The sequence below is a fragment of the Rhizobium sp. SRI_017 genome, from assembly GCF_057586295.1.
The window spans coordinates 1-16,948 of record NZ_JBYCZP010000006.1 but is presented as its reverse complement, the minus strand read 5'-3'; the positions used below and the strand labels follow the sequence as shown (position 1 = coordinate 16,948).

General features: G+C 63.1%; 13 protein-coding genes and 1 pseudogene. 6 read left to right on the top strand and 8 right to left on the bottom strand.

Going from position 1 to position 16,948, the window contains the following annotated elements; genetic code table 11:
- Positions 1 to 134: 134 nt before the first annotated feature.
- On the top strand, positions 135 to 2,132 hold the full coding sequence (locus AC2YI2_RS14885; protein ID WP_487387268.1) for a hydantoinase/oxoprolinase N-terminal domain-containing protein: 1,998 nt from the start codon (positions 135 to 137) through the stop codon (positions 2,130 to 2,132).
- A 190-nt stretch (positions 2,133 to 2,322) separates the two neighbouring features.
- On the opposite strand, the gene AC2YI2_RS14880 is transcribed toward AC2YI2_RS14885, so the two are convergent.
- Complete coding sequence (locus tag AC2YI2_RS14880; protein ID WP_487387267.1) at positions 2,323 to 3,303, bottom strand: flagellin N-terminal helical domain-containing protein; 981 nt, start codon at positions 3,301 to 3,303, stop codon at positions 2,323 to 2,325.
- 272 nt (positions 3,304 to 3,575) lie between these two features.
- On the opposite strand from AC2YI2_RS14880, the gene AC2YI2_RS14875 reads away from it, so the two are divergent.
- Complete coding sequence (locus tag AC2YI2_RS14875) at positions 3,576 to 5,744, top strand: malate synthase G (RefSeq protein WP_487387266.1); 2,169 nt, start codon at positions 3,576 to 3,578, stop codon at positions 5,742 to 5,744.
- Positions 5,741 to 6,376, top strand: coding sequence for a glutathione S-transferase family protein (locus tag AC2YI2_RS14870; protein ID WP_487387265.1), 636 nt, complete (start codon positions 5,741 to 5,743; stop codon positions 6,374 to 6,376). The genes AC2YI2_RS14875 and AC2YI2_RS14870 overlap by 4 nt, the downstream gene beginning before the upstream one ends.
- Positions 6,377 to 6,556: 180 nt before the next feature.
- On the opposite strand, the pseudogene AC2YI2_RS14865 reads toward AC2YI2_RS14870, so the two are convergent.
- Both AC2YI2_RS14865 and AC2YI2_RS14860 read right to left on the bottom strand, forming a co-directional pair.
- A pseudogene (locus AC2YI2_RS14865) lies at positions 6,557 to 7,117 on the bottom strand (aminoglycoside phosphotransferase family protein); the annotation flags it as partial.
- Positions 7,118 to 7,371: 254 nt separating this feature from the next.
- The gene (locus AC2YI2_RS14860; RefSeq protein ID WP_487387264.1) at positions 7,372 to 8,034 is read right to left on the bottom strand and encodes a L,D-transpeptidase; all 663 of its coding nucleotides are present in this window, start codon (positions 8,032 to 8,034) and stop codon (positions 7,372 to 7,374) included.
- A gap of 165 nt (positions 8,035 to 8,199) precedes the next feature.
- On the opposite strand from AC2YI2_RS14860, the gene AC2YI2_RS14855 reads away from it, so the two are divergent.
- Complete coding sequence (locus AC2YI2_RS14855; protein WP_487387263.1) at positions 8,200 to 8,724, top strand: MmcB family DNA repair protein; 525 nt, start codon at positions 8,200 to 8,202, stop codon at positions 8,722 to 8,724.
- Positions 8,725 to 8,784: 60 nt separating this feature from the next.
- Here the strand turns inward: AC2YI2_RS14855 and AC2YI2_RS14850 are convergent, their stop codons facing one another.
- On the bottom strand, positions 8,785 to 9,714 hold the full coding sequence (locus AC2YI2_RS14850) for a LysR substrate-binding domain-containing protein (protein ID WP_487387262.1): 930 nt from the start codon (positions 9,712 to 9,714) through the stop codon (positions 8,785 to 8,787).
- A 109-nt stretch (positions 9,715 to 9,823) separates the two neighbouring features.
- Here AC2YI2_RS14850 and AC2YI2_RS14845 point away from each other — a divergent pair, with 109 nt between their 5' ends.
- Together AC2YI2_RS14845 and AC2YI2_RS14840 are read left to right on the top strand one after the other, a co-directional pair.
- Positions 9,824 to 10,576 (top strand): 3-oxoacyl-ACP reductase family protein, encoded by a 753-nt coding sequence (locus AC2YI2_RS14845; protein ID WP_487387261.1) that lies wholly within the window; start codon positions 9,824 to 9,826, stop codon positions 10,574 to 10,576.
- Between the two features lie 32 nt (positions 10,577 to 10,608).
- Positions 10,609 to 11,208, top strand: coding sequence for an NADPH-dependent F420 reductase (locus AC2YI2_RS14840; protein WP_487387260.1), 600 nt, complete (start codon positions 10,609 to 10,611; stop codon positions 11,206 to 11,208).
- A gap of 104 nt (positions 11,209 to 11,312) precedes the next feature.
- On the opposite strand, the gene AC2YI2_RS14835 is transcribed toward AC2YI2_RS14840, so the two are convergent.
- From AC2YI2_RS14835 to lhpI, 4 genes are all read right to left on the bottom strand, one after another.
- A complete protein-coding gene (locus AC2YI2_RS14835) occupies positions 11,313 to 11,873 on the bottom strand; it encodes an ActR/PrrA/RegA family redox response regulator transcription factor (RefSeq protein ID WP_487387259.1) in 561 nt (186 codons plus the stop codon).
- Between the two features lie 83 nt (positions 11,874 to 11,956).
- Positions 11,957 to 13,234 carry an ActS/PrrB/RegB family redox-sensitive histidine kinase gene (locus tag AC2YI2_RS14830; RefSeq protein WP_487387258.1) on the bottom strand — a complete coding sequence of 426 codons (1,278 nt, stop codon included), beginning with the start codon at positions 13,232 to 13,234 and terminating at the stop codon, positions 11,957 to 11,959.
- A 14-nt stretch (positions 13,235 to 13,248) separates the two neighbouring features.
- Positions 13,249 to 15,711 carry an ATP-dependent helicase HrpB gene (gene hrpB, locus AC2YI2_RS14825; RefSeq protein WP_487387257.1) on the bottom strand — a complete coding sequence of 821 codons (2,463 nt, stop codon included), beginning with the start codon at positions 15,709 to 15,711 and terminating at the stop codon, positions 13,249 to 13,251.
- Positions 15,711 to 16,670: a bifunctional Delta(1)-pyrroline-2-carboxylate/Delta(1)-piperideine-2-carboxylate reductase gene (gene lhpI / locus AC2YI2_RS14820; RefSeq protein ID WP_487387256.1), complete on the bottom strand. Its 960-nt coding sequence runs from the start codon at positions 16,668 to 16,670 to the stop codon at positions 15,711 to 15,713. Before lhpI ends, hrpB begins: the two co-directional genes overlap by 1 nt.
- Positions 16,671 to 16,948 lie beyond the last annotated feature (278 nt).

The window sequence follows — 16,948 nt, the reverse complement described above, 5'->3', positions numbered from 1 at the left end:
ATATCGGTGTCGCTTGGCGCACTGGATAAAGCACTGGGAATGCCATAATCCCGTTCCTCACGGAACGTGCCTCCACCTGAAGGTGGATTCAAGGCGCGAATCGTCAATCGAACTGATTCAAAGTGGTAGACGGCGTGGCATCGCGATTTCTTCTCGGCATCGATACTGGCGGCACTTACACCGACGCGGTTCTCTTCAATCCTGAAGAGGGAGTCAAGGCGCGTGCCAAGGCGCTGACCACGCGGCATGACCTGTCCGAGGGTATCCGCGGCGCGGTCGAGAACGTGCTGGCGGAAACCGGAACCGACCCTTCTGCAATCCGGCTTGCCTCGCTTTCGACGACGCTTGCTACCAATGCCCTGGTCGAAGGTCAGGGCGGCCGCGTCTGCCTCGTGATGATTGGCTTTGGGCCCGAAGATCTCGAGCGTGATGGTCTCAGGCAGGCGCTCGGCAGCGATCCAGTCATCTTCCTGCCCGGCGGACACAACGTCCATGGCCACGAGGCGCCGCTCGACACGACCACTCTGGTCGAGCGACTTGACGAACTCGCCGGTGCCGTGACCGCCTTTGCCATTGCCGGCTATTTCGCCGTCCGCAATCCCGACCACGAACTGCGGGTGCGCGACCTGATCCGCGAGAAGACCCATCTGCCTGTCACCTGCAGCCACGAGCTTTCCTCCAAACTCGGCGGCCCGCGACGTGCGCTCACCACGCTGCTCAACGCGCGGCTGGTGTCGATGATCGACCGGCTGATCGGCTCGTCCGAGGATTTTCTCAAGGCCCACGGCATAGAGGCGCCGCTGATGGTGGTGCGGGGCGACGGTGCGCTGATCTCGGCCGCTGAGGCGCGGCTGCGTCCGATCGAGACCATTCTCTCCGGCCCGGCGGCGAGCCTTGTCGGTGCGCGCTTCCTGACCGGCCTCGACGATGCCGTCGTCTCCGATATCGGCGGCACCACCACTGACGTCGCCATTCTCGACGAGGGCCGGCCGCGGCTCGATGAAAACGGCGCCGTCGTCGGCGGCTACCGCACCATGGTGCAGGCCGTCGCCATGCGGACCTATGGCCTCGGTGGTGATTCGGAAGTGCATGTGAATACCCGCGGCCTCGAAGGCGCGCTTACCCTCGGACCCCGGCGGGTGCTGCCGCTCAGCCTGATCGGCAAGCTGCATGGCGCGCCGGTGCGTGAGATGCTGGAACGGCAGATCAAGGCAACCCATTCCGGTCGCTATGACGGCCGCTTCGCCGTCCGTTCCGGTCTACCGGATCGATTCGCCAGCGGCCTCTCCGCCGCCGACCAGGCGCTTTACGAGCGCGTGCCGTCGACGCCTGTCGCATTGAACGACCTCCTGATCTCCTCGATGCAGAAAGCGTCTCTCGATCGGCTGGTCAGTCGTGGTCTGGTGCATATTTCGGCGATCACCGCGTCGGACGCCATGCATATCCTCGGCCGGCAGGGCCAGTGGGACAAGGACGCGGCCCGTCTCGGCCTCGAGCTCGCCTGCCGCACGCGCGACGGTTCGGGCAAGCCGATCGCCAGGTCGGCCGTCGAACTGGCGCATAAGATCGAGGCGCGGATGACGCGTCAGTCGGCGGAGGTGATTCTCGCGGCGGCGCTGGGTGAGGACGGCGTGGAGAGCGTCGATCCTGCCAAATCCGTCTCGATCGACCGTGCTCTCAACCGCACGTCGGGTGTCGTGCGATTCTCGCTCGCACTGGACCGGCCGCTGATCGGTCTTGGTGCGTCGGCGCATGTCTACTATCCGGCTATCGCCGCGATGCTGGGCGCCGAATCGGTGATCCCTGCCGATGCCGGTGTCGCCAATGCCATTGGCGCGGTGGCCGGCGAAATCAGCCAGACCGTACTCGTCACAGTCACGTCGCCGGAAGAAGGCGTCTTCATCGTCTCCGGCGGCGGGCCGACGGAGCGGATGACCGACGAGGATAAGACGTTCAAACTGGCCCGCCAGCGCGCCCGCGAAGCCGCGATTCGGCTTGCTGTGGACAATGGCGCCGAGGATCCCGTTGTGCGGATGGTCGAGCAGATCGACGCGCCGGAGATCGAAGGCAGCCGCAAGCTGGTCGAGGCACGATTCTCCGCCACGGCATCGGGCCGGCCGCGGATTACCTGATACGGCTTCAGGATTTCGGACAAGACCCCTCCCCAACCCTCCCCACAAGGGGGAGGGCTTAACCCAGGCTCGCTGTAGTGCCCTGCTCAGCGTTGCACATGTTGCGAGGTGGTTGGAGGCTGGGGAGAGTGCCACAAATTAGCCCTCCCCCTTGTGGGGAGGGATGGGGAGGGGTCTTACGGCGCTAGCCTTATCTGAACAGCGAAATGATATTTTCAGGATTGGAATTGGCCATCGACAGCGCCTGGATCCCAAGCTGTTCCTGCGTCTGCAGCGCCTTGAGCCGTGCAGACTGATCGTTGAGATCCGAATCGCGCAGCCGACCGACGCCCCGGGTGGCGGCATCACGCAGGTCCTGAACGAATTCGGTCTGCCGGTCGAAGTAGTTCGCCATCGCCCCGAGCTTCGCTGCCGTCGTGGTCATGCCCTGTATCGTCCAGTCGGCGAACGAGATCATATTGTCGATTTCTTGGTTGGTCGTATCCGCATCGACGGCAATTTCCTCGCCCAAGGGCCAGGGATCCTCGCCAAGCACGAAGACGTCATAGAGCGGACCCGTCAGGTCGAAACCTATCGCGGGCGACGGCATCGTCAGCCAGCCATACATGCCCGCCGAGGTACTGCTTTCATCGATCAGGCGATTGGGCTCCCCCAAGCTGCCATTGTTGGCCCCATAGGCCATGTTGCCCAAGCGCACCGTGTTGTCGCTATTGCGAATGAAGGATGTCACGAGGTTGCGCGTCGGCTCACTGGCTCCGTCCTGCGTTAGGAGCCAGTTCTCGCCATTGAAGGACGAACTCTCGGCAATGGTCCGCAACTGGTTTCTGAGCTCGTTGAGCTCGGACGTGATCTTGTTTCGGTCGACGCCGGGCTCACGGGCCGCCACCAGCTTGGACTTGAATTCGTCCATCACCTCAAGCGCATTGCTCATGCCCATGGAGGCGACATCGACCGAGGCGGCACCGAGCGCCAAAGCATCCTGCACCGCCGACATGGCCTTGTCGTCCGATCGCATGGTCGTGGTGATCGACCAATAGGCCGCGTTGTCGCTCGAGTTCGCGACTCGGAGGCCGGTGGCAACCTCTTTCTGGGTGTGGGACATGTCGCGGCCGACAGTGCGCAAAGTGTCCAATGCGGCAATGGCGCCGCTGTTCGTCATAATACTTGACATAGCAAACTCTATCAATCGGGTGGCGGACCGATACTGTTAACGCAACGCTAACCATGTCCATTATGGTACTATTATCCTTAATTTTTCGCTTCTTTCCGGAAGAACAACGAAAGCCGGGCCTTGCGAGGTTCGTGAGGTCATTGGGCGTCGCCTTGTCTGAATGTCGGGCCTCCGTCCGATCGGAGAACGCTTTGCCTCGAAGGTGTTATTGACGTGCGACATCGGCTGTCGCAGTGTCCGCGCGACTTGAATTCGGCGACGGGACGACAGGCATGGCAAAGATCGAAGAACACGGCCTTCACATCGATGAGGTTCTTCACGACTTTCTGGTGAACGAGGCGCTGCCAGGCACCGGGATCAAGCCCGACAAATTCTTCACCGCCTTTGCCGACATCGTCCACGCGCTGGAGCCGAAGAACAAGGCGCTGCTGCACAGGCGCGACGCGCTGCAGATGAAGATCGACGACTGGCACAAGGCCAATGGCGCTCCCTCCGATATGGCGGCTTATGAAGCCTTTCTGCGCGAGATCGGCTACATCGTGCCGGAAGGTCCGGACTTTTCCGTTTCGACGACCAATGTCGATCCTGAAATCGCCTCGATCGCCGGTCCGCAGCTCGTCGTGCCGGTAATGAATGCGCGTTATGCGCTGAACGCCGCCAATGCCCGCTGGGGCTCGCTCTATGATGCACTCTACGGCACCGATGCGATCCCGGAAACCGATGGCGCGACCCGGGGCAAGGGCTACAATCCCGCCCGTGGCGAGAAGGTCATCGCCTGGGCACGCGATTTCCTGGATCAGGCCGTACCGCTGGCGGGCGGCAGCTGGAAGAGCGTGTCGAAGCTTGCCGTCAAGGACGGCACGCTGCTCGTGACCAACGAAATCGGCGAGACCGGTCTTGGAAATCCCGGACAGTTCGCCGGCTATCTCGAGAAGGATCTCTGCGACCTGCAGGTCCTGCTGCGCAACAACAATCTGCTGATCGAGATCCTCGTTGATCCCACCAGCGAGATCGGCAAATACGATCTGGCCAATATTTCCGACGTCTGGGTCGAATCGGCGATCACGGCGATCATGGATTGCGAGGATTCGGTCGCGGCCGTCGACGCCGAGGACAAGGTCGTCATCTACCGCAACTGGCTCGGCCTGATGAAGGGTGATCTCGAGGAGGAGGTCACCAAGGGCGGCAAGACCTTTACCCGCAAGCTCAATCCCGATGCCGAATACAACACACCCGATGGCGGCAAGCTCTCGGTCAAGTGCCGCTCGCTGATGCTGATCCGCAATGTCGGCCACCTCATGACCAATCCGGCGATCCAGGACAAGCACGGCAATGATGTGCCCGAAGGCATCATGGATGCCATGGTCACGGCGCTGATCGCTTTGCATGATATCGGCGCGGGCGGCCGCAAGAAGAACTCGTCTCAGGGTTCGATGTATGTCGTCAAGCCGAAGATGCACGGGCCTGAGGAAGTCGCCTTCGCCACCGAGATCTTCACCCGCGTCGAACAGACGCTCGGCATGCCGCTCGACACGATCAAGATGGGCATCATGGACGAGGAGCGCCGCACGACGGTCAACCTCAAGGAATGCATCCGCGCCGCCGCCGGCCGGGTCGTCTTCATCAATACCGGCTTCCTCGACCGCACCGGCGACGAGATCCATACCTCGATGGAAGCGGGTCCGATGATTCGCAAGGGCGATATGAAGCAGGCGGCCTGGATCTCGGCCTATGAGAACTGGAATGTCGATATCGGGCTCGCCTGCGGCCTCTCCGGCCGGGCGCAGATCGGCAAGGGCATGTGGGCGATGCCGGACCTGATGGCCGCGATGCTGGAACAGAAGATCGCCCATCCCAAAGCCGGCGCCAACACCGCCTGGGTGCCGTCGCCGACGGCGGCGACGCTGCATGCCACGCACTATCACAAGGTCGATGTCGCAAAGGTCCAGGAGGGGCTCAAGACTCGCGCCCGCGCAAAACTCTCGGATATCCTGAGCGTACCGGTGGCGCCGCGTCCGAACTGGACGCCGGAGGAAATCCAGCAGGAAATCGACAACAATGCCCAGGGCATCCTCGGCTATGTCGTGCGCTGGGTGAGCCAGGGGGTCGGCTGCTCGAAGGTCCCCGACATCCACAATGTCGGCCTGATGGAGGACCGCGCGACGCTGCGCATCTCGGCCCAGCACATGGCCAACTGGCTGCATCATGGCGTGATCTCGGAAGCGCAGATCATGGAGACGATGAAGCGCATGGCCGAGGTGGTCGACGGCCAGAATGAAGGCGACCCGCTTTACGAACCGATGGCGCCAAATTTCGGCAGTTCCGTCGCCTTCCAGGCAGCGCTCGAACTGGTGATGAAGGGCCGCGCCCAGCCGAACGGCTATACCGAGCCGGTGCTGCACCGGCGGCGGCTGGAAGAGAAGGCGAAACATCCCGCATGACGGTCACGGTCTACGGCGCCGATTACAGCTGTTATGTGCGAATCGTCCGGCTCGCGCTCGAAGAGAAGGGCGTGCCGTATCGGCTGGTGCCGGTCGACATCTTTGCCGAGGAGGAGCGGACGCCGGAATATCTGGCGCGGCATCCTTTCGGAAAGATACCCTCATTCGACCATGATGGTTTTGCGCTCTATGAGGCGTCGGCGATAACCCGTTATGTCGACGCGGCCTTCTACGGGCCTCCGCTGCTGCCCGACGATCCCAAGACGAGCGCGCGTGTCGAGCAACTGATGTCGGTGTGCGACTCCTACGTCTACCAGCCTCTGGTATGGGATGTTTATGTCGAGCGCCTCGAAAAGGGCAGTCGCGGCGAAGCCTCGGACGAGGACAGGATTGCCGACGGTCTCGACAAGGCAAAGATCAGCCTGGCGGCGATCACCAGGTTGATGAGCGGAAAGGCCTGGCTTGCCGGCAATGACATCACGCTCGCCGATCTTCATCTCGCGCCGATGATGGATTTCTTCCTGATGACGCAGGAAGGGCGGCGGATGATCGCCGGTTTCCCGCTGCTCGGCGCATGGTGGGAGCGCATGAAGCGCCGGCCCAGCATGCTGGCGACCCCTTATCCCGCTTAGTGCCCGAGAAAGTTCGCCACCGCGGCCTCGATCGAGTGCCGCGATATCGCGACCAGCAGCGGATTGGTTTTGATGTAGTAAAGGCAAAGCAATCACGGCGACTGAAATTGCCCAGGCTCGACCGCGAATCCACGTGGCATCATCAACGTTGAGCTCGGCGCGGAAGATTGCGCGGCTTTCCTGATCCAGCATCGACCAGGCCACCGTCAAGTCGCAGGCCGGGTCGCCCGCGCCGAGGCAACCCCAGTCGATGACGCCGGTGATTCGGCCACCTTCGGTCAGGAGATTGCCGACATGGATGTCGCCATGGAGCCAGATGGGCGGACCTTTCCATCTTGGCGTAGCGAGCGCGTCGATCCAGATCGCATGGAGCGTTTCGGTATCGACGAGACCTTCACAGGCCCCAATCGCCCGTCGGGTGGCGGAATCTCGGTAGACCAGATCGACGCCGCGGCCTGATGTGGTCACGGCACGCGATGAATCGGTGGCCACGGGTACCTCTTGGAGCGATCGGACGAAGCGGGCCAGCCGGTGTGCCGAATCGATCAGATCATCGACCGGCCGGACGAAGGCATTTTCGCCGTCCAGCCAGCGGCAGATCGACCAATGATGCGGAAAGTCATGCGTCGGCAGGCCGAGTTCGATCGGTTCGGGAATGGCGAGCGACAGATGATTCGCGAGCCGTGGAAGCCAGATTGCTTCCCGTTCTGCCTGCTTCACCGCACCCGCCACGCGCGGCATGCGAATCGAAAGATCATCGCCGAGGCGGAAGATGGTGTTCTCGGTGCCTGCCGAGGAGAGCTTTATGATCGGCAAATCGGCGAGATGAGGAAACTGCTGCGCGACCAGCGATCTGGCCAGCGCGGGGCTGATGTCGATCTCGTCGGCGTGCATCCGCACATCAGCCATTCGCCGCCTCCAAAAGCAAAAGCCGCCAGGGTTCGCCGGCGGCTTTCATAGTCAGCTATATCAAGATCGATCGTATTCGATTGATCTCAGAGAACGACCACGCGGGCACCCGTGCCCGGACGGACGCGCGAATAGAGATCGATGACATCCTGGTTGATCATGCGGATGCAGCCCGACGAAGCGGCGGTGCCGATCGAGTTCCATTGCGGCGTGCCATGGATGCGGAACAGCGTGTCCTTGCCCTTGTCGTCGAAGAGATACATCGCACGTGCGCCAAGCGGGTTGCTGATGCTCGGCTCCTGGCCCTTTTCGACATATTTCGCGTATTCAGGCTTGCGCTCGGCCATTTCTGCCGGCGGATGCCAGGTCGGCCATTCCTGCTTCCAGGCGATATAGGCCTCACCCTTCCAGGCAAAGCCCTGCTTGCCGATGCCGATGCCGTAGCGAACAGCCTTGCCGCCGCCCAGCACGTAATAGAGGAAGCGATTCTTGGTATCGACGATGATCGTGCCGCGCTTCTGGACCGTCTGGTAGGAGACAATCTGGCGATGGAACTTCGTGTCGAGGCGCTTGATCGGGATCGCCGGCAGTGCGTAACCGGAATCCGTGACTTTGCCATAAGAATCGGAGAAGATTTGAGAGGTCTCGACAGCACCGGGATCGCCGGACGTCGTAGCAGAGGTGGAGCAGGAGGCCACGCCCAGGCTGAGCATGATGCCAACTGCCGTGACAAGTGTGCGGACGCGCATCTTATTCTCTTATATTCTTGGGGGCGGGCTGCTCCCCGCGAGCCGCCCGTAGGTTATGGATATGTCCGAAAGCCCGTGATTTGCAAGGGATTGGGGGGCGCGCGCCGCTGGCCGGAAATGCAAACGGAAAACAGATGACTTTTTTGCAACAGAAACGGGACTGACATGCCGATTGTCTCGCTTCACGGCGATAATCCACTCAAGGACGGGCGCCAATCCGCACGCGCGATGCAGATCCGCCGCGGCATGCAGCGCCAGCTGATCGAGATGCGGCATGTGACGCTGCCGGAACTGCCGCTCAGGAGCGGCCGGCGCGCCGATATCGTGACGCTCTCGGTGAAGGGCGAGATCTGGATCATCGAGATCAAGTCGTCGATCGAGGATTTCCGCGTCGACCGCAAATGGCCGGAATACCGCGATTTCTGCGACCGGCTGTTTTTCGCGACCCACAAGGATGTACCGGCTGAGATCTTCCCCGAGGATGCCGGCCTGTTCGTCGCCGACGCCTATGGCGCGGAACTCCTGCGCGATGCGCCGGAGCACCGGCTGTCGCCACCAATGCGTAAATCGATGACACTGAACTTCTCACGGATCGCTGCCGCCCGCCTGATGCATGCCGAATGGGCTGCTGATCGGCTGGGCATTCCCAACCCGAACGATCCGTCAGAGAGCGAATCGCCGGACTTTTGAGCGATTGACTGTTCGTCCGGGCAACTTGGTACGAAAGGCGCCTTGGTGTCCCGCCTGTCGCTACCCGATGCTTCCGGCGAAGCGTTGCGGCCAGCGATCGCGTTGCGACATCTCGGTCACGAAATCGATGAACACCCTCGTCTTCGACGGCAAGAGCGTGCGGTTGGCGTAGTAGATCGAAATCGGTCCGGCGTCTGCATACCAATGCGGCAAGAGCCGGACGAGCCTTCCGCTCTCCAGGTGCGGCTGGGCGTCTGGCTTGGCGATCATGGTCATGCCGAGGCCAAGAAGGGCGGCGTTGCACATGGCGGCCGGATCGTTGACGACGATGCATTCTCTTGGCGAAGCCAATTGCTCGATGCCGTCGGCGTTGCGCATCTGCCAGTGCCTGATCCGGCCGGTCCGAGTCGAGCGCATCACAATGCCGTCGAGCTCTGCGAGCCCAGCGGGTTCGAAGGGGTGCAGCCTGTCCTGCAAGTAGGAGGGCGAGGCAACGGCGATGATATGGGCCGGGGCCAGGGTCTTGGCGATGATCCCGGGCGAAAGATCGAACCCGCCGCCGATCGCTGCGTCATATCCCTCGGCGATCAGATCGACTTGCCTGTTTTCGAACGTCCATTCTGGGCGTACCAGCGGATAGCGCTTCTGGAACTCGGGCAGGAGCGGCAGCAGATAGCCCATCCCGAAGGTCGGGCTCATTGAGACCTTCAGCGTTCCCGCAGGCGCGGACCGATCGGCTGCGGCATCGGCAATGGCATCCTGAAGCCCCGTCAGGTTATCGCGGATCGCGAGCAGGAATCGCTCTCCCGCCTCGGTCAGCGTCAGGCTGCGGGTGCTTCGTTGGAACAGGCGCACACCAAGATTGCCCTCGAGCGCCGCCACGTTGCGGCTGACCGCTGCCGGCGTGACGGAAAGACGGCGGGCGGCGGCCGAAAAGCCGCCAAGCTCGGCACTGCGAACGAAAGATTCGAGATTGGCCAGAGTCTCCATGTCATCATTTTCAACGATTGCTTGAAGATTAGTCAAGTCACTCCAGGCTAATCAACGGGGAATTAACAAGCGATATTCACTCCATCGAAACTACCACGGAGCAATCGCAATGACTGACCTTACAAACAATCTCGCCGGCAAAGCCGCCCTGGTGACCGGCGGCTCGCGCTCGATCGGCGCCGCAATCGCCAAGCGCCTGGCCGCTGGCGGGGCGGATGTCCCCATCACCTACAGCGCCTCCCCCGACAAGGCGGCGAACGTCGTCCGCGAGATCGAAGCGGCGGGCGGCCGCGCCATCGCCATCCATGCCGACGCCGGCGACCCCGCGGCCGTTCGGGCAGCCGTATCGACGGTGGAAAACAACTTCGGCACCCTCGACATCCTGGTCAACAATGCCGGCATCGCGCTTGGTGGCCCGATCGAGGACATCACGTTCGAGGATTACGAAAGGATGATTGCCGTCAATGTCACGGGCGTGTTCGTGGCGACGCAGGAAGCCGCTCGCAAGATGAAGCCGGGCGGCCGGATCATCCATATCGGGTCGTCGATGTATCGCTATGCGGCATTTCCGACTGCATCACTCTACACGCTTACCAAGGGTGCTGTGGCCGGCTTCAACCGCAGCCTCGTGCGCGACCTCGGCCCCAAGGGGATCACGGTCAACACGGTCCATCCCGGCCCCACTGACACCGACATGAACCCAGACGGTGGTCCGGTTTCAAAAGTCGTCGGGCCGGGAATGGCCATCGGCCGCTACGGCAAGGACTACGAGATCGCCAGCCTGGTCGCCTACCTCGCCAGCCCCGAAGCGGCTTTCGTCACCGGCGCCGATATCGTCGCCGACGGCGGCTTCACCGCCTGACCCAAGCAGATCAACATCGAAAGGATATGACCATGTCTATAGGTATCATTGGAGCTGGAAACATCGGCTCCGCATTTGCCCGCGCCCTCGCCCGCAACGCCGTCGGTGCAACGATCGCAAACAGCCGCGGCGCGGCCTCCCTGGCCGCTCTCGCCGGCGAGCTTTCGCCCTACATCAGGGCGGGCGACATCAGCGAAGCCGCAGCAGCCGATATTGTTCTCGTGGCGGTGCCCTGGTCGAAGCTGCCCAAAGCGCTGGTCGACCTGCCGAACTGGAACGGCCGGGTCGTCATCGACGCCAATAATCCCATCGAGGCTCCGCTCTTCCAGCCGGCAGCACTGAATGGCCGACTGTCGACCGAGGTCTTCCAGGATCTCGTTCCAGGTGCCCGCGTCGTGAAGGCATTCAATCATCTCAGACCGGACCTGCTGTCGGGCGACCCCAGAGCGGAGGGTGGCAGCCGTGTGCTGTTCTATTCCGGGGATGATGCCCAGGCGAAAGCGCAGGTCGCGGGTTTGATTGACAAGCTCGGCTTCACTGGCATCGACCTCGGGCCGATCAGCGTGGGCGGAAAGCTCGCCCAATTCCCTGGCGGCCCACTTCCCAGCCTGAACCTTGTCAACTTCAGTTGAACCGACCGGCCCCGGCCCGAGAGTGGCGAGTGCACTCGGGCCGCAGTTGTGTCCGCTGAGGCCGGGCGCTGCCAAGCAGGCCTTCCCTGATCAAGAACAAGCCGCTACTTCGGCGCCCGCTTGGCCAATATCCGCTGCAGCGTCCTGCGATGCATGTTGAGCCGCCGCGCCGTCTCCGAGACATTGCGGTCGCACATTTCATAGACGCGTTGGATATGTTCCCAGCGCACGCGGTCGGCTGACATCGGATTTTCCGGTGGTTCGACCTTGTCGCCCAGGCGGCGGGTGAGCGCGGCGAAGACTTCGTCGGCATCGGCGGGCTTGGAGAGATAGTCGACGGCGCCGAGCTTCACGGCGGTCACTGCGGTCGCGATATTGCCATAGCCGGTCAGCACGATCATGTTGGAATCGTCGCGCTTGGTGCGGATGGTCTCGATCACGTCGAGGCCGCTGCCATCCGTGAGCCGAAGATCGACCACCGCATATTTCGGCGGCCGGGCCTTGGCCTTGGCAACGCCTTCGGCCACAGTTTCCGCCGTCTCGACGGCAAAGCCGCGCGTTTCCATGGCGCGCGCCAGGCGCTTCAAAAAGGGTGCGTCGTCCTCGACGATGAGCAGCGAGGGATCGGCGCCAATGGCGTCAGCGGCGGCTTTCGGATCGGTCATTCTGTTTTCTACTCTTCAGCTCAGCGGCCAGTTCTTGATCTTAGCCAATTCTATATAGAGAGATGTGGCGACAAATGCGAGATTCACCGCACTTCCATAGAGTCGCGCCTCCAGTCGACCTTGATCCGGGCGCCGGGTGAGTTTTCGAAGGAGAGCTCGGCGCCGGAACGCTCCAGAAGCGTCTTGGCGATGAACAGGCCGAGGCCAAGGCCGCCGGCCTTCGCCTGAGGATTGCGCCGGGTGACATAGGGGTCGCCGATGCGCTGCAGGATGTCGGGCGCGAAGCCTTCGCCATCGTCCTCGATTGTCAGCGTCACCCTGTGCTCGTCATGCATGACTGTAATGGTGACCTTGGACTTGGCGTAGTCGACGGCATTCTCGATCAGGTTGCCGAGACCATAGATGATGCCGGCATTGCGCCGGCCCAGCGGTTCGGTCGCCCGCGGCGAGCGCTCGTTGACCTCGATCGCTATGCCGAATTCGCGATGTGGCGCGACGACCTCCTCGATCAACGACGAGAGCGGCAGGAGCTTCATATGCTCTTCGGTGCCGGTCGAGAGCGTCGTCAGCCGCTTGAGGATGTCGCGGCAGCGCTCGGCCTGTGAGATCAGCAGGTGCACATCGTCGAACAGCCGGTGGCCCGGTTCGATTTCGCGGCTCATTTCCTTGGCGACCAGCGAGATCGTCGCGAGCGGCGTGCCGAGCTCATGCGCGGCGGCGGCCGCGAGGCCGTCAAGTTCGGACAGATGCATCTCCCGTTGCAGAACCAGCTCGGTCGCCGTCAGCGCTTCCGACAGCTGATTCGCCTCATGCGACACGCGATAGGCATAGAAGGCGGCGAAGGACGTGGTCGAGACGATGGCGAACCACATGCCGGCGAGCAGCAGCGGTTCGAAGGGCACGACGCTGCCGGGATACCAAGGCAGCGGGAAGGGCGAGAAGACAAGGGCGGTGATGGCGAGCATGGCGATCAGCACCAGCGCCAGCGAATAGCGCAGCGGCTGCGAGGCGCTCGAAATGATGACCGGCACCGAGATCAGCGGCGCGAAGGGGTTTGAAATGCCGCCGGTGACGTAGAGCAGGGCGGTGAGCTGCAGCAGATCGAAGGCGAGCAATGCCAGCGCCGAGGAGGGCTCCAGCCGGTGCGTCGCGGGGTAGGAGAATTTCAGCCAGGCATTCACCGCCGCCAGCAGCACGATCAGCCCGATCGAGATCTCGATCGGCATCGAGAACTGCATGAAGACGCCGACGATCGCCACGGTCGCCATCTGGCCGCCGACAGCCAGCCAGCGCAGCCGGATCAGGGTCTCCAGCCTGAGCTTGCGGCTTTCCGGGCCTTCGCGGATGAGTTCAACGGTCATGGATGTCTCTCTTCTCACGTGCCTCGCGGCTTGGCGCGGCTGGTCGGCGGCGCCTCGGCCGGATCTTCGGGCCAGGGATGTTTCGGATAGCGTCCGCGCATATCGGCCCGCACGTCGCGCCAGGAGCCGGCCCAGAAGCCCGGCAGGTCGCGGGTCGTCTGGATCGGCCGATGCGCCGGCGAGGTCAGCTCCAGCGTGAGCGGGATGCGCCCGCCGCCCACGGCTGGGTGAATCTTGAGGCCGAACAGTTCCTGAACGCGCACCGAGACCAGCGGCTCGTCGCCACTATAGTCCAGCGGATGGCGGTTGCCAGCTGGCGTTTCGAAATGGGTAGGTGCCAGCTTGTCGAGATCGCGGCGCAATTCATGGGGCACGAGGTTCAGCAGCCCGTCATGCAGTGAACCGGCATCGATCGAATCAATCCCGCGGATGTCGGTCTGGAACGGCAGGAACCAGTCGTCGAGCGAATCGAGCAATGCCTGGTCGGAAACATCGGGCCAGGGCTCGCCGATCGTACGGTGCAGAAAGCCGATGCGTTCGCGCAGTTGCAGGGCGGCTTTCGAAAATGGCAACGCGTCGATGCCCAGAAGCCGAACGCCGTCTGCCAGGGCCGCCTGAGCGGCAGGGCCCTTGGGACGCGGCAGCGGCTTTTCCTCGAAGATGATCGCGCCGAGCCGCGTCACCCTCCGCGCCCGGACCTGCCGGCTGGTGGGATCGAAGAAGCTCTGGCCCTCGCTGACAACAGCGTCCGGCAATTCCTCTTCGAGCTCAGCCCGCGAAATCTCCGCCGCCGCGAGGATGCGCTGGGCGGCCGCCCGGCCGGTGAGATCGGCGACGACGATCATCCCGGCATTGGCCAGCCGCTCGGTCTCCATGATCTCGCCGCCGCGTCCATTGGCCATGACGAATCGTCCGCGCCCGCCGCGCTGCAGAGCGATTCGATCCGGGAAAGCATGGAGCAGCAGCCGCCCGGCATGGGTTGGCGTGCCGCCCTTGCTTCTGCCTTTGACGCTTTCCGCCAGCCGCCGCGCCAGCCGGCGCGACGATTCAGCCCGCTCGCCGCGCTCGTTGCGGAAGCGGGAGAGCCGGTCCTCGAGATCGACCGAATTGCCGCCGAGTCCCTGCTCGGTCAGCAACACGGCGAGTTCGGCCGCCGCCAGTGCCTGTCCTTCATGTGATGCTGCGACCACCATGGCGGCAAGCCGCGGCGGCAAGGCGAGGTCGCGAATGCGTTTACCCTCGCCCGTGATTCGCCCCTCGTTATCGAGCGCGCCGAGCGAGATCAGCAGGTTCCTTGCCTCCGTGATGGCGGATGCCGGTGGCTGGTCGAGAAAGGAGAGCTTGTCCGGTCCCGAGACGCCCCAATGGGCAAGGTCGAGCATCAGACCGGAGAGATCGCTTGCGAGAATTTCCGGCGGGGTGAAGGCCTCGAGCGCCGCATTCTGCCCCTGATGCCAAAGCCGGAGCGCGATGCCGGGCTCGGTCCGGCCCGCACGACCGGCACGCTGGTCGGCCGAGGCTCGCGAGGTCCGTCGGGTTTCGAGCCGGGTGATTCCCGTGGCGGGCTCGAACACCGGCAGGCGCTGCAATCCGCTGTCGATGACGATCCTGACGCCATCGATGGTGATCGACGTTTCGGCGATCGAGGTGGCAAGCACGATCTTGCGCTGGCCCGCGGGCGGCGGCCGGATCGCTTGGTCCTGCTCGGCCTGGCCGAGATTGCCATAGAGCGGTGCGATGATCGTCTCCGGCCCGAATCGCCCTTCGAGCCGCTCGGCGGTGCGGAGGATTTCGCGCTGGCCGGGCAGGAAGGCGAGGATCGAGCCTGATTCGCGGCCATGCGACTCCGATATCGCCCGGCTCATTACGTCCTCGATCCGCTCGCTCGTATCCCGGTCCTGGTAACGGATATCGATCGGGAAGGAGCGGCCCATGCTCTCGATCGCCGGCGCGTCGCCCATAAGCCGTGCCACGCGCGACACATCCAATGTCGCCGACATGACGAGAATTCGCAGATCCTCGCGCAGCCCGACACGGACATCGAGCGCCAGCGCCAGCCCGAAATCGGCATCGAGCGAGCGCTCGTGAAATTCGTCGAAGATGACGAGAGCCACGCCCGAGAGTTCCGGGTCGTCAAGGATCATCCGGGCGAAGACACCCTCCGTCACCACCTCGATCCGGGTCTTCGCCGAAATCCGGGAGTCGAGCCGCATCCGGTAGCCGACGGTCTCGCCGGTCTTCTCGCCGAGAAGCGAGGCCATGCGATTGGCCGCCGCCCGCGCTGCAAGCCGACGCGGCTCGAGCAGGATAATCTTGCCGTCGTTGCGCCACGGTGCGTCGAGCAAGTGAAGTGGCACGATCGTCGTCTTGCCGGCGCCCGGCGGCGCCGAGAGCACGGCCATGCCCCGCGTCGCAAGCGCTTCCGACAGGGCTCCGAGCGTTTCGCTGACGGGATAGTGGGGCAGTCCTGGACGCATCAGAGTTCGTCGGCAGCGTCGCGATTGTTCTCCTCGAAGGCGAAGATCGCGCCCGCGAGGTCTTCGAGGCTGGCGCCGACCGACTTGAAGAGCGTGATTTCCTGGTCGTTCGTCCGGCCCGGATGGCGCTCGCGGGTCAGTTCCGCCAGATCGGCGGCGATTGAACCGGCCGTGATCAGCCCGGCCTTGATCGGCTGGACGATATCGCCTCCCTCGGAGAGTGCACCGGCGCGGGTATCGACGAAGAGCGTCGCGCGGATCACGCATTGGTCGTCGGTCTCGCGCATATCAGGCTTGAAGGCGCCGACGAGATCGAGATGCGCACCGGGCTTCAGCCATTCGCCCGATATCAAGGGTTCGGTAGACAACGTGGCGCAGGAGATGATGTCGGCCTGCCGCGCCGCCGCTTCGAGATTGTCGGTGGCGATTGCTTCGAGGCCGAGAGCCGTCGCCTGCCGGGCGATCGCAGCAGCCTTAGCCTGGTCGCGTCCCCAGATGAAGACCTTCGTGAGCGGCGAGACGGCCTTATGCGCCTCGATCAGATTGGCGGAAAGGCGTCCCGTTCCGGCCATCAGCATCACGGAGGCATCCTTGCGCGCGAGATAGGAGGCCGCGAGCGCCGAGGCGGCGGCCGTCCGGCGGGCGGTGAGCTCGCCGCCGTCGATGATCGCGAGCAGTTCGCCGGTGACGGCAGAGGAGAGCAGATAGGAGCCGAAGATCGACGGCAGTCCGCGCGTCGCATTGCCCGGAAACACGGAAACCTGCTTCAGTCCCATATAGCGGCCCGGAAGCCAGGCGGGCATCAGCAGCAGCGTGCCATTGGGCTCGCCGGGAACCTGGACATCATGATGATGGCGTGGCGGCGCCTCGCAGCCGGAAATGAACATGGCGCGGAGTGCCCCGATCAGGCCGGGAAAGGGAAGCGCATTGCGGGCGTCGTTATCGTCGAGGATCAGCATGGTCAGGCTCGCTTGGCATAAGGCGTGAACAGTCCTCCCGGCCTATCCCGCTCCGGAGCAAAAGTCGAATCCGCGCGCATATGCGCATGCGTAGGGGCGGTTCAGGGCGCCTGTTAATCGCTGGTCAACCATCCCGTACAGCTTTTACCGCTTGGTCAAAAAAATCCGGTGGATTCCACGGAAAAATCGGCCTGAAAAAGGGAATACCACCCTCAAAACGAGATTTTTCGTAGCATGTTCAATAACATGACACAAAAATGACTTTTCTCGAAAAACCG